We start from the raw sequence: 22,189 nt of genomic DNA, 5'->3' as shown, positions 1-22,189 counted from the left end.
GGTAACTTATGAGCAAACTATTACTTGTTGATGACGATGCTGAACTAAGCAGTATGCTAGAGCAAATTCTCACCAAGGAAGGCTTTCAGCTGACCCTCGCCGCTGACGGCGAGACCGGTTTGGAACGCGCATTAAGCGGGTCGTTCGATCTGATCCTGCTCGACGTTATGTTGCCAGGTATCGATGGCTTTCAATTACTGCAACGGCTGCGTCAACAAGCACGCAATACGCCAGTGCTGATGTTGACTGCCCGTGGTGATGACGACGACCGCGTGGCGGGTCTCGAATTAGGTGCTGACGATTATCTACCGAAGCCATTTTATCCGAAAGAATTGGTGGCGCGGGTGAAAGCACTGTTGCGTCGCACGCCGCATACCAGCGTGCGTCCAGAGAAAAGTGAGTATGCAGGGTTCACGATCGATCCCGCGCAAAACGCGGCGATTTGTGATGAAACGCAACTCGACCTGACCCCCACCGAATTCGATATTCTGCGTACCCTCGTTCGCGCTCATGGCGAAGTGGTGAGCAAAGATGCACTGTCTGTGGCCGCTCTTGGCCGTTCGCTGGCACCTTTCGACCGTAGTCTTGATGTGCATATTAGTAATATCCGCAAAAAGCTGCCGACGGATCCCGAACGCATCCAGACCGTGCGTGGTCGCGGTTACCGTATCATCCAATTCGCGTAAGGCCTCCTGATGCGTTGGTATCACTCGCTTTCGCTGCGACTGCTGTTCCTGTTTTGGGTGCTGTTGTTCGCAGTGGCGAGCAGTGGTTACTTGCTAGCCTTATGGTTTAGTAAGCCGATAGCGCCAAGCCCCGTACCCGAAGCGGTGCAGTCCTCGCTGGCGCCGCTGCTTTCTGATGTAAATACCTTTCGGTCACTGACTCCCGGGCGCTTGTTGGCCGGTGATTATCGCGTAGCAGCGAGCTTAGCCCCAAGTGGACAAGAGCGTTTGCAGCTTGATCGCAGCTTAAGCGCCTCACACCGACGTCTGTTATTGTCGCAACTTGAAGCCGAAGAGCCGCAGCAACTGCCGATTGGCAATCGCATGCTCATTGGTCCCTTCAAGCTTGATGGTTATAGCTTGTTAGTCACCCGACCCATCACTGCCGATGAGCGCGAGCAACAAGTGGTTTCGGAGCAGCAAACACAGCGGGTGCAGACACTGGCTCTTTTAATCGGTAGTTTAGCGATTGCGATCTTGCTTGGTGCCTGGTTGGTGATGCCGTTACGGCGGCTAACCCATGCCACCCGCGAAATTGCTAAAGGCAGTGAAAAGCCAGAGCTGAAACGCTTGCCTAAACGCAATGATGAGCTCGGTGAGTTGGCGCGTGCGCTATCGACCACCGCATATGATCTTGCGGTATCGCGTGATGCGCAGCGGCGCTTACTCTCGGATGTTTCTCACGAGCTACGTTCGCCATTAGCGCGTATGCAGGTTGCGCTCATGCTGAGTCAAGATGACGACGACAGTATCGATCGCGAACAACATTTAGGTCAATTGGGCCGTGACCTCGAACGCCTCAGCACGATTATCGAACGCATTCTGTCGCTTTCACGCTTAGAAAATGGCTTAGTAAAGTTGCAAGCGGAACCGGTAGATGTGCGACAGCTAGTGTCGCAGCTTGTGAAAGACTTGGGCTATGTGGATGCGCAACACGGTCAACGATTGCAGGTACATGAGAGTGACGACTGGCCGGTCATTGACAGTGACCCTGAATTACTGCGCTTGATACTCGAAAACTTGATTCGGAATGCGCTGCAATACACTGACGAAGCAATCGAAATAAGTTGCCAGGCGACGCCAGAAAGTTACACTATTTTGGTACGCGACCATGGCCAAGGCGTCCCCGAAGACCAACTGGCGCAGCTCTTTACGCCTTTTTACCGTGCTGATCCATCGCGCAATCATAAAGCTGGCGTTGGATTGGGAATGGCACTTAGTCTGCGTGCCGCAGCCGTGCTCGGCGGCCATATTGATGCACGTAATCATCCCGAAGGTGGTTTAGAAGTAGCGGTGATTTTACAAAGGAGCACGTAAGTGTCCGAAATCGACCTAGTAACAGCGCTCGGTGAAAAGCCGAGCGACGACAACAAGTCCGCGTGGCAGGCGTTTTTCAATGACACGATCATGCCGTTTTGGCGTCAGCATGTGCAGATGCATGACATGGAACGTCCCCATCATGTCACCTTGCGTTATTTCCACATATTTCCGAAAAATGCTAAAGCTGTTGTGTTGCTCAGCCCCGGGCGCATTGAAGGCGCCATCAAATATCCAGAATTGGTGTGGGAGTTGGCGCAGTTAGGCTACGCCACGGCAATTGTAGATCACCGTGGGCAAGGCTATTCTGACCGACTCGGAGCCCATGAACACAATGGTCATGTCGACCGTTTTGATGATTTTGTCGATGATTTTGCCGCTTTTACCCGCGCCACCGAAGCCGCCGTAAAGGAGCATTATGGCCAAGCGTTACCGCTGCAATTAGTGGCGCACTCGATGGGCGGTGCGATTGCTGCACTCTACTTGGCGCGTTACCCGCACAAGGTCAAAAATGCGGTGCTATGTTCTCCCATGTTTGGCATCCAGACTGGCAAGATACCGCATTGGTTAGCGGCCAGTTTTGCGCATGCGGGCGCGGCATTGAACAACTTACTTATGCCCAAACGACCGTGGTTTATTATTGGTACTGGAGAGTATGTTGAAGTGCCATTTGCGCAAAATGAACTGAGTCAGAGTCTGGCGCGCTATCAAACATTCCGCCAGTTATATCAACAGCATCCTGAGGTCAAACTAGGCGGACCAAGCTTTCGTTGGGTTTCGCAAGCTTTGTCAGCAAGTCGCCGGGCGATTGCTGAAGCTGCCGATATCCACATTCCAGTGTTGGTACTACAAGCCGGCAGCGATTCCGTCGTCGACCCGCGCGGACAAGCTGAATTTGTCTGTGCGTTGTCGCACCCGAAAAGTCGCTTAGAGATCATTCCGGGTGCCCGACATGAGCTTTTTATCGAGGCGGATGCGTATCGTCAGCCAACGCTGCAGCAGACGTTGGCGTGGTTTCAGGAAAGCCGGTAGATTCTGGGGTAGCTGAAAGCGGATCCATGTGAATAATCACATCAGTATCCGGGAATAACTCACGTAAGCGCTGTTCTGCGCCGTCCGCAATATCATGAGCTTGCTTCAGAGACAGCTCATCTTTCAGTTCTACATGACACTGAATAAAGCGGGTAGGGCCTGACGCGCGGGTGCGCAAGTCGTGCCAGCCATGAATGCCTTTGGTGGCGCTTAGCACCGCAACTATTTGTGCTTTGTCTTCGTCAGGTAATTCGCGGTCCATGAGGCCCTGAAAAGCCTCCCAGCCAATACGAATCGCGCCATAAGCTAGATAAATCGCGATCAAGATTGCGAATACGCTATCCGCCCAATACCACCCATAAGCGCTCAACAGTAGGGCCGCAATCACCGCGCTATTGAGCAACAAGTCTGATTGAAAATGCAGGTGGTCGGCGGCGATGGCTTTCGAGTCAGTGTTACGAATAGCCGCACGTTGCAGGATAACTAAGCCGAATGTAAGGGCAATGGCCAGCAGCGACACATAGACGCCAATGTCAGCTTGCTGCACCACACTTCCTTGCCAGAGTTGTTGTGCACTGTGGACCAGTAATAACATGGCAGAACCAGTGATTAACGCCGACTGCACCAACGCCGCTAGTGACTCTGCTTTGCCGTGACCGAAGCGGTGTTCACGATCGGCTGGCTGCAGCGCATAACGGACTGAAAAGAAGGTAAACAAAGACGCAAGTCCGTCGAGCATAGAGTCTGTTGCCGATGCCAACATACTCGACGCATCCGTTGCGATCCAAGCCCATAGCTTTACGACAATCAGGGTAAAGGCGACGCTTACTGAGGCCCGCGTAGCAACCTTGACCCAAAAGCCATAATCACGTTGTTTGGCCATTATGCGCCCCCAGCAAAGCTGTGTTGCCGCCAAGCTTCATAACTGATGATCGCGACCGCATTGGAAAGATTGAGCGAGCGATTGTTCGGCATCATCGGAATGCGAATGCGTTGTTCGGGGCTAAATTGGCTGAGCACATTGTCAGGTAAGCCACTGGTTTCAGAGCCGAACAGTAACACGCACTCGCTAGGATAATCGACCGCAGTATAGTTGCTGCTACCTTTTGTGGTGCAAGCGAACATCGGTCGCTCGCCCATCGCTTGCGCAAAAGTTGCGAAGTCAGGGTAGCGCGCCACATTGCTTAAATCGTGGTAATCCAAGCCAGCACGGCGTAGTTTTTTTTCTTCAAAGTCAAAGCCCAAGGGTTCAATCAAATGTAATTGACAACCATTGTTGGCGCTAAGGCGAATAATATTGCCAGTATTGGCCGGCATTACAGGATTGTGTAGAGCAATATGAAACATTTACGGCGTTCCTTGCGGCGAATTTACCTTGGGCATATTCAAATAAAATTTGCTGCGTTGCAGCATTTCTTCGGTGTAAATCTCAGCGATTTCGCCACTTTCGACCAAGCGTCGAAGTTCACTATCAAACCAGTCCCGTAACCCATGCCCGCGCGCATCATTGCGAAATTTCACATGCAGTGGCAAAGGGTCACGCAGTTGCGCAACCTTGTAGGGGTACTCGCCCCACTCAGGCGCCTGATTACCATAGTCAATTACGCCTGCAACACGGCCCATATCAAGCATGGCAAAGCAGTCGAGCTGGTCATCAGCGGCATAAAACGTGGTCGATTCGGGGAATAGATAACTATACGAGAAGCTACGAATGTGACAGATCGGCCGTGGGTGCTCGCCCGCTTGGAGCTGGGTTAGGGTCTCTTCATCACGCGCAAACAAAAATAGCCCTTCGTCAAAATCGATATGATTTCGTGAACTGATTGAATGGTCTTGAGTGGCCACGGTGTAGTCGCCAACGAAAATATCGAAACGTTCGTCAACGTAGCCAAGGTAAGCGCGCGTAGGGCCGTTAGCAAACAGCCCCACTTGGCTACTGGCTGGGGTGAAAACGCGACGCATAAGCTCCCAATAGTAACCACTGCCATCAATCTCAATATAATTTTCCCGTAGACCCGCAGTGATGCTGATTGCGCCGAATTCGGAGGTGTTACTAACCATCGGCGCAGCGAGCATTTCAGCACCGGTCGCACGGGCGATCTCGCGCAAACGGTCGTTGGCCGCCATGCGGGCCAAGATAGCTTCAACTTGCGGAACTAAATAGGCATAGTCCTTGTACAAGAAGTGATAGCCGGTATTGCGAGTATAGGGCACCGTAATGGTGTAGGGACTACTAATCGAGCGCAGTTGCTGGGCCTCGAAATCATTAACAATAACTGCCTGTACGCGGTCATTTTCATACAACATTTGTAGCTGTTCAAAGTTGACCACTTTAATACTTGGCTTTTCGACCGTCTGCTGCGCAATAACATTCTCGACGGAGTGTGTTCCGCCGATATAGGCATAGCTCTCAATGGCCTCGAAATTACACAGACCACAATCGCGACGATCAGCGACCAATAGCACGCGCGAGTCAAATAGCGGAAAGTCGACACGGACGAGATTGGTAAATTCGTCACCAATGTTAGGCAAGCGGCCCAACTCACCGGAGATATGGCCTTTGTTGGCCTCCGTAAGACTGCGGTCGCGCGGCATTTCGACGAAGCTTATTTCGATGCCGAGTTCTTTGTAGACCTCGGTGATCACAGTCACTGCATATTCAGTGATCGGTGACGGATCGGGCATACGAAATACCAGCTCTTGCGGCTGTTCAGTAGCATCGGCAATAGGTGAGAACGTGGCTGGTGCAAGCACGAAACAGATCCCAACGATAAGCTTACTGAGGAGTTTTGAATTGAAAATCGTATGCAACTTCTGCGCCCCAACCAAGGTCGAAATAAATAATGCCAAGTTAGGCTTGCAGTATAGCACCTCGGGTAGGCAAAAAAAGGTGTTACACTGTGCGTCATAAGCGAGAGCCGTAACGTATAAAAAGTACGCACGTCAACGAGGAGTATGTACATGCGCAAAACCCTAATCACCTGCAGCTTAGCACTGCTGAGCGTGTTCGCACTGGTACCAGCAAGCCATGCGCAAGCTGAAAAGAAGCAGGAGTTCTATCCGTTGGTGTTACTTGGTGACGCGCTGGAAGTGTGTTCGAGCATGGCCTGGCAGCGTTGCGCCGATACCGACTGGATTGATCGCGACGCCATGCGCTATGACCGCTATGTGAATTTAAGCGGGCCTTACGTTGAAGCTTTGCTCGATGATAAAAACTGGTCGCCGTTGCGTCGTGACACGCGTGACGATCTGAAAGAGGCCATCGAATTGCTTCGTGACCGCGTGAAGCAAGACGTGATTTCTGAGCGCAGCTTTACCGAAGAGTTTACCCGTCGCGCAACACAATACTTGTATCAGCAGTTATCTGAGCGAGACTGGAACCTTATTATCGACCATCTGGAAATGCCAGTTCCGCGCGATGCTGCGTTCGGTGTGAATCTGTCCGCGACCAAGAGTCAGGTGAATATCGACTACATGCGACAAATTTTGTCGCAGGCCCAGCAAGTAAGCGGTGAAGAAACGCCGCATGTGTTGGTGGTAACCGCCGCCCAGCGGGATAGCTTGGATTTGGTCAATTACTACCTGCAAGCCTTCGCCGGCGCTGGTGCTGATGCCTCGTGGCTGCCGATTGATGCGGCCGTTAAAGCGGCGCGTGAAGCGAATGCTTGTGAAGCCTTGAATGACTACCGAGCAAGCGAAATGAGCGCATTTCGCCGTGATGTTGTGCATGCCGAGTTACATGCTCGTCAACTGGCGTTCTGCGAAGCTGGTGACGCACTTACCCAAATCCGCAATGCCGACGTGCTGTTTTTTGCCGATGGTAATCCAGACTTATTGCGCCCGTTATTAGTGACCGAACTCAACGAGCCCAATGCGCTGGCGGTTGGCATCGCGGAGCGGGTTGCTGAAGAGAAGTTAGTGGTGGCCGCTGCAGGACGTTCTGCCAATGTGATGACCAGCCAAGCGATGATCGCGGGCGGTAGTAGTCGTGAAGCACTTAAAGAAGGTGTATTCGCTACACGCTTGCCTGGTTTAGGTTGTCACAAAGACGATACCTGCCCACGCAACTTGAATGAAAATAGTGTCGCCTATCACCCGATTGGTGGCGCCGGTCTATTCCGCTGGGGTACCCTCGATACGCGCATGGGCGAGGAAGGTAACCATGGTCGCTTATTGCGTGTCGCAGCTACCAATCGGGTGCTTTTAGCTGTCGGTATCGATGCTGAAACTGCGCTTTTGGTTAGTCTACGAAGCGGTGACTTCAAAGTGGCCGGTGAGCGTGGGGTGTTTTTCGCCGCTGGCGCACAGCAAAACGAGCGTGCGGTTGCGGCGACCTTCCATTATCTGATGGCGGGCTCAAGTGGTACCTTCACTGGTAATGATGTGAACGTTGTCACCTTTGCGGAAGACGCCCAAGTGGTGCAAGTCGAGCCGACGACGAACTTTATCGCCAATCGCGGCTTGTATGATTCATTGCGACTGTTATGTCGCGAGCGTGAGGTGGTTGAGGTGAAGTGGGAGCAATTCACCATGACCTTGATGGGCGGTGAGGACACCAAAACCCAAACAGCGGGTGCCGAGTGTCAGGTGCAAAATGCGCGCATCGGCATGCAATACGCGCCTTCTGAAAGCTTCTAAACGTGAGGGCGTGGTTTAGGCCACGCCGTATTGTGCACGATAAGCTTTGACAGCCTCGAGATGCTGAGCCAACTCGGGGCTATCTTTTAAGTACTCAATAACATCATTGAGTTTGACGATGCTCACCACTTTAGTGCCGAAGTCCTTCTCAACTTCTTGAATCGCACTGAGCTCGCCTTTGCCTTTTTCTTGGCGGTCGAGGGCAATCAGCACGCCTGCCAACTCGGCATTGTTCGCTTGCACAATCTCCATCGATTCACGAATCGCGGTACCCGCGGTGATCACGTCATCGACCAACATGACTTTACCTTGCAACGGCGAACCGACTAGATTTCCACCCTCACCATGGTCCTTTTTCTCTTTGCGGTTGAAGCAATACGGCACATCTTTTTGGTAGGTATCGTACAGCGCAATGGCGGCTGCGGTCGCAATCGGAATACCTTTGTAGGCGGGGCCAAACAGCACATCGTAATCGGCCGCACTGTCTTGCAACGCCGCCGCATAAAAACGACCTAGCTTGGCCAAGTCAGCGCCGTGATTAAACAAGCCGGCATTGAAAAAGTAAGGGCTGGTGCGGCCCGATTTTAAGGTGAATTCGCCGAATTTCAGCACGCCACGATCAATGGCGAAGCTAATAAAGTCTTTTTGATACTGTTTCATGAAACCCGTTGCTCGCTGTTTGCTGTTCGATGTTTGAAAAACAATAATGTTACGCCAATGCTTGCTTCTGCAAGTCCATCAGCTCGCGGATGGCGTGACGCGCAAGGCCGAGCATCTCGTTCATTTCTTCAAACGAGAATGGTTCGCCCTCGGCGGTGCCTTGCACCTCAATGAGCTTGCCAGCTTCGGTCATGACCACGTTCATGTCGGTCTCGGCTTTCGAGTCTTCTGGGTAATCGAGGTCAGCCACCGCATGACCATCGTAAATGCCCACTGAAATCGCAGCGACCAAGCCTTTCAGTGGATTCGTTTTGACCAACCCCTGCTTGCGCATCCAATTCAGCGCGTCGACGAGTGCCACACAAGCGCCAGTGATTGAAGCTGTGCGCGTACCGCCATCAGCTTGCAGCACGTCACAATCAATAGTGATGGTGTTCTCGCCAAGCGCTGCAAGGTCAACACAAGCACGCAATGAGCGACCAATCAAACGTTGGATTTCAACCGTGCGGCCACCTTGCTTACCTCGTGCCGCTTCACGATCCATGCGGCTGTGCGTTGAGCGTGGCAACATGCCGTACTCCGCCGTCACCCAGCCTTGGCCTTTGCCTTTCAAGAAGCGCGGTACGTTGCGATCGACACTGGCGGTACACAGCACTTTGGTGTCACCGAACTCGATCAAAACTGAGCCTTCGGCGTGGCGGGTGTAATTCCGGGTGATGGTCACCGGACGAATCTGTTGGGCAGTACGGCCACTTGGACGCATGGCTGGCTCCTTAAATACTGGTTAACGCAAGCATGTTGCTGCGGAAAAATCGTGGCGGCGATTATATCAGATGTGAATGTGAAATTCTGTCGCGAGCGCAATTGGTCGTACAGACTTTTCATGCTTTTCCATTTTCACCAAACCATAATGCGACATGGTTTTTAGCGAGCGTGAAAGGTTGCTTGGTGCTCGACCCGATAGCGCAGCCAGCTCCTTTAATGACTGGGGCTGGTTCTCCGCGATCATTTTTAGCAGATCACGATTTTGGTCCGACAAGATTTCTGCGAGAGAGCGAATCGAGGGAAACCAAACTCGTGGCTCGTTATTCTCGGGTTTTACTTCACCCTTGGCGATCGCAATGAGTCTAGCGCGAATTTCAGCCTGTGGTTTTACACCTATATGCATGACGGACATTTAATGTACCTCGTTCATAAACGCATCAGCCAAATCGAAGAAGTCTTCGAGTAACTTTGCAGCATTGATAAATTCATAAGGGATGATGCTTCCATTAATTGTATGAATGTGGTCACTATTTTTAGGAGCTTTCCCATACGCAGTTGCTTTTTTAATCGGATGGGCGTTATCCATGCCAAGGATTCTTGTTCCTGACTTGTCGTGGAGCGTAAGTGAATATTTGATGCCATGAGGAACGCGAATACTCGGTTTAACTGTTCGTGCCTCGATAACAATCCAGTAGCCAAGCTCTTGGTAAATCACTGCCCCATCTAAATCCAGCAGCGCTTCAATAGTATAATCCACATCCATGTGAATATCACCTGATGATAAATGCTTTTGTTGATTTATTAGACCATGCTAACTGGATATGCGCGAGCTCAAAGATTGGTGGGATTTAAGCGCATGTTTTTGAGGGCAGAATTTTGCCTTGCGCGAAACAATGCTAAACTAGCGCCAATTCAAGTTAAGAGAGCACCGTTATGATTCAAAGTATGACCGGCTACGCCCGCCACGAACACAAAGCCGATTGGGGCACCGTGACGTGGGAACTCCGTTCGGTAAACCAACGCTTTTTGGAAACGTTTTTCCGTATGCCCGAACAGTTCCGTGGCATGGAGAACATGCTGCGCGAAAAATTACGCAAGCAACTGCAGCGCGGCAAAGTCGAGTCCAATCTGCGTGTGAGCTTCAACGAGCAAGCCGAAGGTGCCTTACAGTTGAACGAAGAGTTGGCGAAAAGCGTGATCTCAAGTGCGAATTGGATTGCTAACCAGAGCGCTTCTGCGCAGTTGAACCCAATTGATGTGCTGCGCTGGCCGGGCGTGGTGGCGCAAGACGAAACGGATATGGATGCCATGCAAAACGACGTGGTTGCCGCCTTTGATGCTGCGGTAACCGAGTTTATCGGCAACCGTCAGAGTGAAGGGAAGGCCCTTGAGCGCTTGATTGAAGAACGTTTGGAAGGCGTATCCGAACAAGTATCGGTCGTACGCAAGCGCATGCCAGAAGTACTCGAATGGCAACGTGAGCGCCTACGCACCCGCCTCGAAGACGCCAAAGTCGAGCTCGACCCGCAACGCCTTGAAGCTGAAATGGTCATGCTGGCGCAAAAAACCGACGTCGCCGAAGAACTCGACCGCCTCGACACCCATGTCGTCGAAACCCGCAAGATCCTGCGCAAAGGCGGAGCCTGCGGCCGTCGCCTCGACTTCATGATGCAAGAATTCAACCGCGAAGCGAACACCCTTGGTTCGAAGTCCATCAACACGGACATTACTAACGCCGCGGTGGAGTTGAAGGTTCTAATTGAGCAGATGCGCGAGCAGATCCAGAACATCGAATGATGTGCTACGTCGACACAAACCTTTAAACCGGTCCGCAGGTAGCCCGCACTTCTAGTGCGGGTCGAACTCACAAGCCCCGCAGATTAAGAAGTTATTTAGTGGTAGCCCACCGAATGTTTGACTGAGGAACCCTACATCCTTCGATAAAGCCACAAGCTCCTCGATTCAGAGGCTTTTCCTTTTTTGGTCTTTTTTTCCTAGAAAGTAAGCTCGGCATTATACCTTTGCGCGCCGCTCTTTTAGACTTCTTCCGCGCTGCCCTACCTAGTTTGGGTTTCTTCCGTCTAGCCATATCAGTCTCCTTATATTGCTACTTATATGAGTCAGGCGATGAAAGAAAAGTTCAGTTAGTTCGTTATATGACGAGAAATGAGTTCGATACCAGTCCACCTTTTAACGTTTAGTTTCAAAACATCGTGCACCTGTCAAATCATGGTGAAGCCTTTGCTGGCGATGGTAGGCGCTCAGGGAGCCCATATAAACGGGCATCATCACATTACCGGACAGTTCAACAGCGTCATCGCCAATAAGCTGCTGATATTTGCTGATGAAGTGGATCTCTCAGCGAGCCAAGTGGCCGACAAACTCAAGGCGCTCATCAGCGAACCAATTGTGCAATTGGAACGCAAAGGACTCGAACCGATAGCGATACCCAACTATGCGCGGCTGATATTTGCCAGTAACCGCGACTTTGTACTGAAAGCTGGCCTAAAAGAACGGCGTTACTTGGTACTTGAGCCATCGGCTGAATACGCTCAAGACCAGCGCTATTTCAGTAAGCTACACCAGTGGTTAGAAAATGGCGGAACGTCGTTTCTGATGGATTACTTGTTAAAGCTCGATATTAGCGAGTTCAACCCATACAAAGCACCGACCACATCGGCACTGATGGAGCAAAAGCTGCAAGCCATGCCATTGATATACCAGTATGCGTATCAGAACCTAAGCAGCGAGGCGCCTTTTGCAGGTAGAGCACGAATCTTGTCGACCGATGCCATCAACAACTTTTTGCACTGGTGTGAGAGCCATAATCATGAAGTGAGTTATGGAAGCGCCAGCAGCTCCGTGGGCAAACTTTTCAAAGAGATCGCAGAACAAGTTCATGGCCGGTCAGATCGAGGTGGCCGGTATTTTGAATTTGGTAGCGTTGATGGTATGCGCGAGCGATTCGCTGGACTTATCGGTGCTGAACCCCCTGACCTCTTCGACTAGTTGACTAGTGCGCGTTATTGATAATGATGTAGCTGGAACACCAATATCCCCAACGCTACATCGCTAGAGGTAACGCGTTTTTTCTGAGTCCTCCAAACGATAACAATACTCCTAAGCGTTGGTGCTCGTGAACGTATACGCAAAGAAGGAGAACGAACATGTGGCACGTTTTACAAATGTCAGAAGAGTACATCGAAAAATACTTAAGACTGACGGGCCAAACCCGTGAAGAGGTCGAGGCAAGGTTTGCAGCCGATCGTGAACGCGATATGCGAGACGACTTTGATGAATCGGACTGGGTGCAAGGCTGTGACCCAAGCCAGCGGGAGAAATTCACCATGCCAATCGCATTTGAGGTTGTTGAATAACCTTACCCACCTTTCCCACCTTACCCAAGGCCACTAACAAAGCACTCTTCCGATGGGGAGGGTGCTTTTTGCGTTAGGAACTACCCCTCCCAACTGGACGGCAATAGAGATGCTGACTCCATGAGCGTGGGAGGGGTAGGATAGGTAGATATCTAACTAATTGCTTACTGAATTTGAGGTTATCTGATTATCACAAGATGTGATATCGTAACATTATTAAATATCGTGAGAGACAGTATGATTTCGGGTATCAATGGTGGAAACTGCATACTTAGCTCAATGGCTAAGGTACGAGTAGAGAGCGGACAAATCAAATCTGCGCAGCTGATAGGCACCAAAGGTAATTACATCGTCGCTTTCGACGTTGATGAAACGGAATGGAATGACAAACCTTTGGTACTGAGCAGTTCCAGACAGCCATACGAGGCTAGAGTCTTTAAAAGTTCCGATGGCGCAATCGCTGAATTGAAACGGATTGGTATCAAATCGGTTTCAATAGAATTAATTGACTAAATTGATCATACAATAATTAGAACAAAAAACTTTGAACAGTGAGCTTATGAGAATGGAAGAAGAAACCCTTTTTACTAATCAAGAAACTGCAAATAGTAAGCAATTATCGACTCTAAAAAGACACTTTCCTCAGTGTTTTGATCGCGATGGAAAATTTATACAAGAACGTCTGTCAGAAATGTTAGGGGCTGAAGGAGTAGAAGTAACAAAAGAGACATATTCACTTAACTGGTTAGGAAAATCTTACGCACGATTATTGACCAATCTACCTCCTCAAACAATGTTACGAGGAGATACAGCTCATAATGAACAACCGCAAAATAAGTTTAGCCAAAACCTTCTGATCAAAGGTGATAACCTCGAAGTCCTAAAGCATATGGTGAACGCATATGCAGAGAAAGTGAAAATGATTTATATCGATCCGCCATATAACACCGGTAAAGATGGTTTCACGTATACAGATGAAAAAAAATTCACATCAGACCAGTTAAGCGAATTGGCAGGCATAGACACTGAAGAAGCTAAGCGGATCGTTGAGTTCACCAGTAAAGGCTCTAATAGCCACAGCGCTTGGCTAACTTTCATGTACCCGCGGCTCTACATTGCTCGAGAGTTACTCAGGCATGATGGTGTAATTTTTATATCGATTGACGAAAATGAATTAAATCAATTGAAAGTTATATGTGATGAGATTTTTGGAGAGGCCAATTTCGTTGAGAATATTGTTTGGAACAAACGTATTCCAAAAAATGATAAGGGTATCGGGAATATTCATGAGTACATTCTTGTTTACGCGAAAAGCCATGAGGTTAGTAAAGAGTTCTTAATGCGTAAAGAGGGAATTGATGATGTATTTGAATTCGTGGAGAAGTTAAAAAAATCTAAGACACCTATCGATAAGGCAGAAAAGAGCTTAAAAAAATTCTATAAAATGAATGGGTATGATCGTGGTATTACGCTTTATAACGGATTAAGCCGAGATTATCGCCCTTGGGGAAAAATTAATATGAGCTGGCCAAATGCTGAAACATTTGGGCCGAAATATGAAGTTTTACACCCAATCACCAATCAACCAGTGAAAATTCCTGACCGCGGTTGGCGTTGGAAGCGTTCAACGTTCGAAGAAGCGGCCATGATCGTTGATGGAGACTATACTGATATACAAGAATTACATGATGGTAGTGTTATTTGCGGCAGTATTTGGTTCGCGCAAAATGAAAGAACGCAACCAAGTTCAATTAAGTTTCTGGATGAGGTGGAAGAATTTCTACTACGCTCAATTATTTCTACGAAAAGTGATGGTGGCGTAGAAGTCGAGAAAATCTTTGGAGCAAAGGGTTATTTTTCCTATCCAAAGCCAACTAGTTTAATAAGAACATTGCTCGGGTCTATAGAAGCTAAGGATGGCGATATTTTCTTGGACTTTTTCGCTGGTTCAGGTACGACGGCTCACGCAGTGCTTCTGCTAAATGCTGAGGACGGTGTAGAGAGAAAATATGTTTGTATCCAGCTACCAGAAAAAACGGACAAAAAAAAGCAAGCATATAAAGATGGATATAAGACAATATTTGAGATTACTAAAGCTCGAATTATCAGATCTTCTGAGCAATTAAAGGTGCAATATCCAGCTTATGCTGGAGACCTTGGCTTCAAGATCTTTGAGACAACCAACGACTTCCGCATCAAAGATGATGTTACACCAAACCTTTCAAATTTGAGTTTTTTTGACGATGTAGTGCTGAGTGACGATGAATTCAAAACTCTGCTTACTACTTGGTGTTTGTATGATGGAAACTTTTTAAACGAGCGCGTAAGTGATGTCGACTTAGCTGGTTATATCGCGAACTTGTGTGGTGGTATTTTGTATCTTATAACCCCTGGCTTCACCCGTAACTCACTAAAGGAATTACTACAAAAGCTAGACTTTGATAAGAGTTTCGCTCCAACAAAAATTGTTGTCTTCGGCAACAATTTTGAAAGCGCAAGACTAATGGAGGTTAATGAGGCGTTGAAGAGTTATGCCAATAAAAAGTCTCTTGAGTTAGAGTTGGTGGTGAGAAACTAATATGTCACATGGATTTACTTTCGAAAGAAACCTACCGCACCAGCAGGCCGGAGTGAGTGCGGTTCTAAGTGTATTATCAGGAGCTGAGGCTCATCTAAATTCAGATGCAGCAAAGCGGTTACTTGCAAACCCAGAGATTGCAATAACAGATGCCCAATACTATTCAAATATTAAGATTGTACAAGAGCATAATAAAATAGAACATAGCCAGCAGCACTATGATGCGGAAAGCAACATTATTGATGTCTCTATGGAGACTGGCACAGGCAAAACTTATACCTATACCAAAACAATGTTTGAGTTGAACAAAATTTTTGGTTTAAGCAAATTCATTGTTGTGGTTCCAACGTTGTCTATTAAAGCAGGCACTGTTAACTTTCTCAAAAGTGATGCACTGAAAGAGCATTTTCGCAGCGAAGAACGTGAGATTAAAGTTTATGTTGTAGAGAGTCAGAAGAAGTCTAAAAAAAATACGAAGACTTTCATGCCACAAGCGATTCATGACTTTGTGGAAGTTAGCAACTTTAATAAAAAGTATATTCATGTTCTTGTAATTAATTCAGGCATGATAAATTCGCCATCGCTCAACGAAACGTATGATGTTGGAATTTTCAATAATCAATTTGATAACCCGTTCAAGGCAATAAGTGCTATTAAGCCGTTTATAATTATTGATGAACCGCATAAGTTCCCCTCTGGGAAAGAAACTTGGAAAAATATTGAGCGATTTAGCGCTCAGTATATCATTCGCTACGGTGCAACTTTTAATAACGATTATAAAAACTTAGTCTATCGACTTACAGCCGTTGATGCATTTAATAATGATCTCGTTAAGGGAATTGATGCATATATTGAAGATGTTATCGGGGATGATGATTCGAGCTTAAAGTTAATAAGAGTAGACGGGTCAGAGGCAACATTTGAGCTAAATGAAAACGACTCTAAAAGTCGATTTAGACTTCTAAAAGGTGAGTCACTATCTAAGACTCATAGCGCAATTCAAGATCTTTCGATTGATGCGTTAAATAAAACTACAGTTGTTTTAAGTAACGGAATCGAGCTTAAGGTTGGCAGCTCAATTAATCCTTATTCCTATGCCGAAACGCTGCAAGACAATATGATGCGTAGAGCAATCAAGGAGCATTTTAAACTAGAGCGGGATTTTCTGACGCAGAAGCCGCGCATAAAGCCCCTTACTTTATTTTTTATTGACGATATCGAGGGCTATCGTGATGGTAAAGAGATCTCAGGAAGTCTTAAGCAGAAGTTTGAAGAGTGGGTGGTATTCGAAGCTAAACAATTGTTGAAGACAGAGACAGATACTTTCTATAAAGCTTATCTCGAGCAAACTATTGCCGATGTTTCCTGCGTTCACGGCGGTTACTTTTCAAAGGATAATAGCGATAAAGATGAGAAGATCGAGAAAGAAATCAATGAGATATTACACGACAAGGAATCGTTGTTGTCGTTAAATAATCCAAGAAGGTTTATTTTCTCAAAGTGGACTCTGCGTGAAGGCTGGGATAATCCGAACGTGTTTCAGATATGTAAGTTGCGGTCTAGCGGAAGCACCACATCTAAACTTCAAGAAGTCGGACGAGGACTTCGGTTGCCAGTCAATGAGTATATGTGCCGAGTCAAAGACCACACATTCACGCTGAATTACTATGTCGACTTCACAGAGAAAGATTTTGTTGATTCACTAGTTAAAGAGGTAAATGAAAGTTCGTTTCAGGAGACCATCCCGAGTAAGTTGACTCAAGAATTAAAGGATAAAATACTTGGCAAGTATCCTGACCTATCTGCAATAGATCTACTTATGGAGTTACTAAGTAAGGGGATTATTGATAAGAACGAGAATTTCGTGGATTCAGATGCGTACCGATGTCTTAAAGAAAGGTTTCCGCAGGCATTCCCAGTAGGCGTTAAACCTAACAAGATAAAAAGAGCAGACGATCGGAAAAAGCGCACCAAAATGAGAGTAGGTAAATTTAGGGAGTTGAGCCAGCTATGGGAAATTATTAATCAAAAAGCAGTGCTTGAATACAAGATAGAGGACGAAAGTGAACTTTTAACATTGTTTAAAAACTTCTTGTTAACGGAGTCTGAAAAATTTAAGAAAACTGGAGTCCTGACTCGGATTGAAAAGTTTTACATTCATGACGATACAGCGATGTATAAAACAAGCTTTGGGGACGATGAGGACTTTACTAAATTTAGCACAATGACGTATCTTGAATTTTTGAATAAGCTAACTCAGGAAGTTTTTATAAAACGGTCGACCCTTCATAGAGCCTTTTGTGGTGTCAAGTCTACCATCGATATCACTGAGTACATGAATATCCAGACTATTCGCAAGATCAAGTCCGGCTTCAGTAAATATCTGCTACACAATTCGTTTAATAAGTTTGAGTTGGGTTACAACCTTATTTCCAACAAAGTTCATCCGACAAAGTTTACCGACGAGGAGAGTAAGCCGCTGGAGGATGTTTTGTCTAGCGACTTAGGCATGCATTGTGACGAAACGCGGCCACCTTTAGATTCGTATTTATTTGAAGAGGTCTTTTATGATTCCGAGCTAGAACGACTAAATATAACAGAAGGTGAAATCACTTCTGTGGTGGTGTTCACAAAAATACCCAAAAATTCAATCAAGATACCAGTGGCTGGTGGCTATACATATTCGCCTGATTTCGCGTATGTTGTGAAAACGACGGAAGGCGATTATCTTAATTTTATTATCGAAACCAAGAATGTGGATAGTAACGACAGCTTGCGAGATGAAGAAAAGCGTAAAATCAGGCATGCTCAGGAGCTGTTCAATCAGATCAGCAAAGATGTAAAAGTCGAGTTCAAGACTCAGTTTGCTGATGATCAAATTGTAGAACTCATTAGGAAGCAAGCAGTGAGTTAGGGAAATTGTAACCATAAGGCTTTTTTATGGCAGGAAAAAGGGGATTACACAGTGGGCTGGAGTCGAGTCTATCAGCGAACTTGATGGCGCATCAGCAGCTGACTTTATAAACCAATGTGCGCGTGGCTTAAGCGAGGATACAGCAACGCGACGTGCCTCCACACTTCAGAAATGGCTTAAACTTTTGCAGGGGCTATCGCGGCGTTATGATAGCTTTACTCCTTGAGTCGTCGGACCAGTGAGTATTTTATGGTCGAAAGAGTTGATTTTTGTTGTTTTCGAGAGATCTGAGTGCTAAGTTGAGCGCGTACTAGACAATTAATGTATTGTCAAGAACCAAGGGATTCGGCTCATTTGCTTGAAATCCCCTTTAAAGTGCGTATAATGCGCGCGCTGAATTTACTCAAGGACTAAATCATGGACATCGATAAACTGTTCGAGCTATCAAAGCGTGATACAAACGCTTCAAAGAGAGCAGCCGAAGGGTTCAAAGAGCGTCTGAAAGAGCGTGAGAAAGCGTTTGCTGAAGAATCTCGCAAGCTAGCTCCTTCTGAAGGTTTTTATGCGAGAAGCTATAATCTGTAGCTGAGAAAAAGTATATTAGGAGAGGCAGCTTATAGCTGCCTTTTCTTTTAAGGGACTAATAAAAATGGTTCATGCGTCATTCTTAATCTGCAAATTCGACAAGCCAACTCTGAGCAATATTATTCGTGAGCGATTTGGGACTGGATTTCCTGATATTTTTCAGAAACCCCAAATAAATTTTGCGTATAGCTATTTAAACGAGCTTAAGGCTAGAACTATTTTGCTCGAGACTGATTACGTTGATCGCGACTACCTTGAAGATTATTCTCAGTATTATGTGCGCTGTTTCAGTCGTTATGGTGAGCGATGCGCCCGCCTTCACTTTTTTGATGACGGTGGTGACGACACATTTCAGATAAGTCATGAGCAAATTCGCGAAGGTTTGACTGCGGGCCCTTTACAGTTAGAAGCGGAGCTTCAAAAGAGATATCTTGGATTTATTGTTATTAAGCCGATTCCAAGAACTTTCATCGGGAAATCTTGCCTTAAACTTTATCCTTGGCTTGCAACCAATAAAACCAAAAAAGTTATTGCCAATGAATATACTGTGAATTTATTTGGCATGAAGTTGACTGTCAACTCGGTAGCATTTCAAGAGCAGGATAAAGTTGTATCAGCGTGCGCAACTACTGCGATATGGTCTCTGATGCATGCTCAGAAGCAATCTTATCGACTACCAGAAACGCCATCAGCCAGTCGTATAACATTGGCCGCTATTAACCACATTGAAAACTCGTCGAACAGCTTCCCCAATGGAGGATTAAATATAAAGCAGATAATGCGAGCGTTCGATGTATACGGTTTTAGAACTCACCAAGTTGATTTAAAGAAAGACTCTTCCGAGTCAGCGTTCTTTGATACGGTCCGGTATCATATCAAGAGTAAAATCCCGTTAATCCTCGGCGGAGCCGTCTACAAGATTGAAGACGGTGAAGCAATTTACGAGGGAAATCATGCTGTCACTGTCTTAGGATACAAGGAGCACCCCGATAACAAAGCTCTTTATGTTCACGATGATAGATTTGGCCCTTACGCACGAACTTTGATCCGTAACATTTCTAGTTATTTAACAGAACTTAAAGTTACTGATGCTTCTGGCAGGCAGGGCGTTGATTGGGCAATTTTTTTTCAAGAAAAACGTGATACAGAAGATTCAAAGAATGATTGGGATGAAAAACCAAGACAGTTTATCGTACCTGATAACCTGATGCTGGTAACTCATCCTAAAGTTCGGATTCAAAGCCTTTATATTTCCAATACATGTGAGCTAGTTGTCGAACAGTTGGCGAGATACTTCAAAGAGCTGGCGGTAAACTCCAAAGAATTAGAATTAACACAAGTTAATTATGATATCGAGTTAGTGGGCTTAACTGATTTTCGCTCTCGCGTTGCCCAAGCGACAGACGTGTTACATCGTTATAAAATTCTAACAACGAATACGCCCAAATATGTATGGTTAGCGTCATTCTATGTTGAAAAAGAAGCGACAGCATTCGAAATTGCCTTTGATGCAACTGATATTCCTCAAGGTGACGCCGTGAAACACGTCGTCTTTCGGAGTGAAAAGTGGGAATACCTTCTCAAAGATTCCATGAAAGACCTTAATGAATATTCGGAGCCGGTATCGGATACTTCTGAGCATTTTTATCATTCGGTTATCAAGCACCTTACCGACTCTCGAGACGATCTTTGGAGTTATCTGGACGAACAGTTTGGTGAGTTACGAGCTCCAAACCTAGTCAAACAACATGAATTATCGGATGGTGATTTAAATAATCAGACGCCACAAACCTTTTATGGCCGAATCAGCGCTAGTATTTCTGACAAATTGCCCGAAGCACAACTTGATGATCCATACATATGGGTTATCGGCTTAGATGGTGCTTTGCATCTTGGTAAGGAAATTGACGGTAAAGGACATCCGACGATCGCGGCATTCAAATCAGCAAGAATTTCGGGGGAGATCTCAAAAACTGAAAAGGGCTGGAAGTTAATTCCCAAGTCAGGCAGGTATAGCGGCGATTATGGCGAGAAGCAGGGTAAATATTTAGAAAACGCTAAACAGAAGTTTCTAGAAGTATTTGGCTTGGAAGAAGAAAAAAATATATATACCGAAACTAAAGCCCCATAAAAGTGACCTAAACGACAGACCAACTGGATCCAAAAATGGATCCTAAATGCAAAAATCGCCACTCTTGAATTGTGCAACCATTTGTTTTTAAACAAAACAATATCAACATCATCCATTCAGATCCAAAACATCGAATAGACACTGACCTTTCCCCTGAAGTAACACCATATTTTCAATGAGATTTCAGTTTTTATGCCACCTGTTTTGCGTACTCAGCTGGCGGTAAATAATTCAGTGAACTGTGCGGTCGCTCTTCGTTGTAATGACGCTGCCACTGCTCAATATCGTACCTTGCTTCATCCAGTGTTCTGAACCAGTGCTGATTCAGACATTCGTTTCTAAACTTACCGTTCAGGCTCTCCACAAACGCATTTTGTGTTGGTTTGCCTGGCTGAATGAAGCTCAGACGAACACCTGTGGTTTTGCTCCAGAAGAACATCGCCTTACTGGTAAATTCGGTACCGTTGTCGCAAACAATCGAATCTGGCCGGGCGCGAATTTCAATTATTTGTGACAAAAATCGCGCGACTTGCTGACCTGATATCGACACTGAAACCAGCTGGCCAACGACTTCTCGACTAAAGTCATCAACAATATTTAAGACCCGAAAACGACGCCCGCTGGCTAACTGGTCGGAGACAAAGTCCATCGACCAACGCTGATTCACAGCGGTTGGGGCGTCCATCACAACGCGTGGTCGCGTTAGTTTTTTACGCTTTTTAGTGCGAACCTGAAGCCCTTGCTCCGTGTATAAACGGTACGTCCGCTTCTTATTTTTAACTAAACCTTCGCGCTTCAGAAGACCGTGTAGCATCAAATATCCGTAACGCGGATACTCGACTGCTAGCTCCTTTAAACGAGCCGTAACAGGCTCATCTTGGCGCTTTTTAGGCTGATATCGATAAGCGGTTCGACTCAGCCCGACCAACTTGCACGCAAGGCGCTCACTAAGCCTAAAGGTGGTTACTAAGTGCGTAACCACACGCTTTTTGCTGGCGGGCTTTACCACTTTTTTGAGACGACGTCCTTCAAGGCTTCCGTCTCAAGCATTTTTTCCGCGAGGAGCTTCTTCAGCTTGGTGTTCTCAGCTTCCAGCTCGCGCAACCGCTTCGCTTCGTTGACTTCCATACCCGCGTATTTACTGCGCCAGTTATAGAAAGTCCCGTTTGATATCCCCAGGCGACGGCAAATATCTTCAACCTTGGCTCCGGCCTCATGCTCTTTGATGGCCTTGATAATTTGTTCTTCGCTGTAACGTTTTTTCATGTTGAGATCTCCACTTGACCCATTTTAATGGAAATCTCATCGATGTCATGGTTCTATTCTTGGGGGAGACGTCACCCGATGTAATGGTCTCCTCCAACAATACGGCATCGCAATGTGCCAAAATGATACGTGATCATTTACATGCTGGAGGAGACACAGGTGAGTATTGTAACCAGAATCGGACTAGATTTGGCAAAAGAT

General features: G+C 46.8%; 20 protein-coding genes. 12 read left to right on the top strand and 8 right to left on the bottom strand.

Features of this window, described 5'->3' with window-relative positions; translation table 11 throughout:
- The first annotated feature begins 8 nt into the window (after positions 1 to 8).
- The 3 genes from CWE21_RS11160 to CWE21_RS11150 are packed head-to-tail and all read left to right on the top strand — an operon-like array spanning position 9 to position 3,074.
- Positions 9 to 686: a response regulator transcription factor gene (locus CWE21_RS11160; RefSeq protein WP_126834532.1), complete on the top strand. Its 678-nt coding sequence runs from the start codon at positions 9 to 11 to the stop codon at positions 684 to 686.
- Positions 687 to 695: 9 nt separating this feature from the next.
- Positions 696 to 2,042, top strand: a complete 1,347-nt coding sequence (locus CWE21_RS11155) for a sensor histidine kinase (protein WP_126834531.1) — start codon at positions 696 to 698, stop codon at positions 2,040 to 2,042.
- On the top strand, positions 2,043 to 3,074 hold the full coding sequence (locus tag CWE21_RS11150) for an alpha/beta fold hydrolase (RefSeq protein WP_126834530.1): 1,032 nt from the start codon (positions 2,043 to 2,045) through the stop codon (positions 3,072 to 3,074).
- Here the strand turns inward: CWE21_RS11150 and fieF are convergent.
- From fieF to CWE21_RS11135, 3 genes are read right to left on the bottom strand one after another with little or no spacing between them, the layout of a single operon-like run.
- On the bottom strand, positions 3,004 to 3,957 hold the full coding sequence (fieF, locus tag CWE21_RS11145; protein WP_126834529.1) for a cation efflux pump FieF: 954 nt from the start codon (positions 3,955 to 3,957) through the stop codon (positions 3,004 to 3,006). The genes CWE21_RS11150 and fieF overlap by 71 nt on opposite strands.
- Complete coding sequence (locus CWE21_RS11140) at positions 3,957 to 4,421, bottom strand: tRNA (cytidine(34)-2'-O)-methyltransferase (protein ID WP_126834528.1); 465 nt, start codon at positions 4,419 to 4,421, stop codon at positions 3,957 to 3,959. Before CWE21_RS11140 ends, fieF begins: the two co-directional genes overlap by 1 nt.
- Positions 4,422 to 5,924, bottom strand: coding sequence for a type 2 periplasmic-binding domain-containing protein (locus CWE21_RS11135; RefSeq protein WP_126834527.1), 1,503 nt, complete (start codon positions 5,922 to 5,924; stop codon positions 4,422 to 4,424).
- Between the two features lie 111 nt (positions 5,925 to 6,035).
- Here CWE21_RS11135 and CWE21_RS11130 point away from each other — a divergent pair, with 111 nt between their 5' ends.
- Positions 6,036 to 7,712 (top strand): type 1 glutamine amidotransferase family protein, encoded by a 1,677-nt coding sequence (locus CWE21_RS11130; RefSeq protein ID WP_126834526.1) that lies wholly within the window; start codon positions 6,036 to 6,038, stop codon positions 7,710 to 7,712.
- A gap of 15 nt (positions 7,713 to 7,727) precedes the next feature.
- Here CWE21_RS11130 and pyrE read toward each other — a convergent pair whose 3' ends face one another.
- The 4 genes from pyrE to CWE21_RS11110 all read right to left on the bottom strand — a co-directional run bounded on the left by pyrE (position 7,728) and on the right by CWE21_RS11110 (position 9,900).
- Positions 7,728 to 8,372 carry an orotate phosphoribosyltransferase gene (gene pyrE / locus CWE21_RS11125; RefSeq protein ID WP_126834525.1) on the bottom strand — a complete coding sequence of 215 codons (645 nt, stop codon included), beginning with the start codon at positions 8,370 to 8,372 and terminating at the stop codon, positions 7,728 to 7,730.
- A gap of 49 nt (positions 8,373 to 8,421) precedes the next feature.
- Positions 8,422 to 9,135: a ribonuclease PH gene (gene rph, locus CWE21_RS11120; RefSeq protein WP_126773212.1), complete on the bottom strand. Its 714-nt coding sequence runs from the start codon at positions 9,133 to 9,135 to the stop codon at positions 8,422 to 8,424.
- 66 nt (positions 9,136 to 9,201) lie between these two features.
- Positions 9,202 to 9,549, bottom strand: coding sequence for an HVO_A0114 family putative DNA-binding protein (locus CWE21_RS11115; RefSeq protein WP_126834524.1), 348 nt, complete (start codon positions 9,547 to 9,549; stop codon positions 9,202 to 9,204).
- Positions 9,550 to 9,900, bottom strand: coding sequence for a toxin-antitoxin system TumE family protein (locus CWE21_RS11110; RefSeq protein WP_126834523.1), 351 nt, complete (start codon positions 9,898 to 9,900; stop codon positions 9,550 to 9,552).
- Between the two features lie 170 nt (positions 9,901 to 10,070).
- Here CWE21_RS11110 and CWE21_RS11105 point away from each other — a divergent pair, with 170 nt between their 5' ends.
- The 8 genes from CWE21_RS11105 to CWE21_RS11075 all read left to right on the top strand — a co-directional run bounded on the left by CWE21_RS11105 (position 10,071) and on the right by CWE21_RS11075 (position 20,722).
- Positions 10,071 to 10,934, top strand: a complete 864-nt coding sequence (locus CWE21_RS11105) for a YicC/YloC family endoribonuclease (protein ID WP_126834522.1) — start codon at positions 10,071 to 10,073, stop codon at positions 10,932 to 10,934.
- Between the two features lie 432 nt (positions 10,935 to 11,366).
- Positions 11,367 to 12,146, top strand: a complete 780-nt coding sequence (locus tag CWE21_RS11100; RefSeq protein ID WP_126834521.1) for a primase-helicase family protein — start codon at positions 11,367 to 11,369, stop codon at positions 12,144 to 12,146.
- 158 nt (positions 12,147 to 12,304) lie between these two features.
- Complete coding sequence (locus CWE21_RS11095) at positions 12,305 to 12,514, top strand: hypothetical protein (RefSeq protein ID WP_126834520.1); 210 nt, start codon at positions 12,305 to 12,307, stop codon at positions 12,512 to 12,514.
- 237 nt (positions 12,515 to 12,751) lie between these two features.
- The gene (locus CWE21_RS11090; RefSeq protein ID WP_198675121.1) at positions 12,752 to 13,027 is read left to right on the top strand and encodes a hypothetical protein; all 276 of its coding nucleotides are present in this window, start codon (positions 12,752 to 12,754) and stop codon (positions 13,025 to 13,027) included.
- Positions 13,028 to 13,079: 52 nt separating this feature from the next.
- A complete protein-coding gene (locus CWE21_RS11085; RefSeq protein ID WP_198675120.1) occupies positions 13,080 to 15,092 on the top strand; it encodes a site-specific DNA-methyltransferase in 2,013 nt (670 codons plus the stop codon).
- Between the two features lies 1 nt (position 15,093).
- Complete coding sequence (locus CWE21_RS11080) at positions 15,094 to 18,006, top strand: type III restriction-modification system endonuclease (protein WP_126834518.1); 2,913 nt, start codon at positions 15,094 to 15,096, stop codon at positions 18,004 to 18,006.
- Positions 18,007 to 18,423: 417 nt separating this feature from the next.
- Positions 18,424 to 18,591: a hypothetical protein gene (locus CWE21_RS13380; RefSeq protein WP_157982769.1), complete on the top strand. Its 168-nt coding sequence runs from the start codon at positions 18,424 to 18,426 to the stop codon at positions 18,589 to 18,591.
- A 64-nt stretch (positions 18,592 to 18,655) separates the two neighbouring features.
- Positions 18,656 to 20,722, top strand: a complete 2,067-nt coding sequence (locus CWE21_RS11075) for a hypothetical protein (RefSeq protein ID WP_126834517.1) — start codon at positions 18,656 to 18,658, stop codon at positions 20,720 to 20,722.
- 190 nt (positions 20,723 to 20,912) lie between these two features.
- On the opposite strand, the gene CWE21_RS11070 is transcribed toward CWE21_RS11075, so the two are convergent.
- A protein-coding gene (locus tag CWE21_RS11070; RefSeq protein WP_126834516.1) for an IS3 family transposase occupies positions 20,913 to 21,988 on the bottom strand; the annotation gives its coding sequence in 2 pieces (ribosomal slippage) (positions 20,913 to 21,739 and positions 21,739 to 21,988; 1,077 coding nt in all).
- Positions 21,989 to 22,189: the final 201 nt, after the last annotated feature.

The sequence above is a fragment of the Pseudidiomarina aquimaris genome, from assembly GCF_003987395.1.
Lineage (GTDB): Bacteria > Pseudomonadota > Gammaproteobacteria > Enterobacterales > Alteromonadaceae > Pseudidiomarina > Pseudidiomarina aquimaris.
This window is presented reverse-complemented; position numbering and strand designations above follow the sequence as displayed.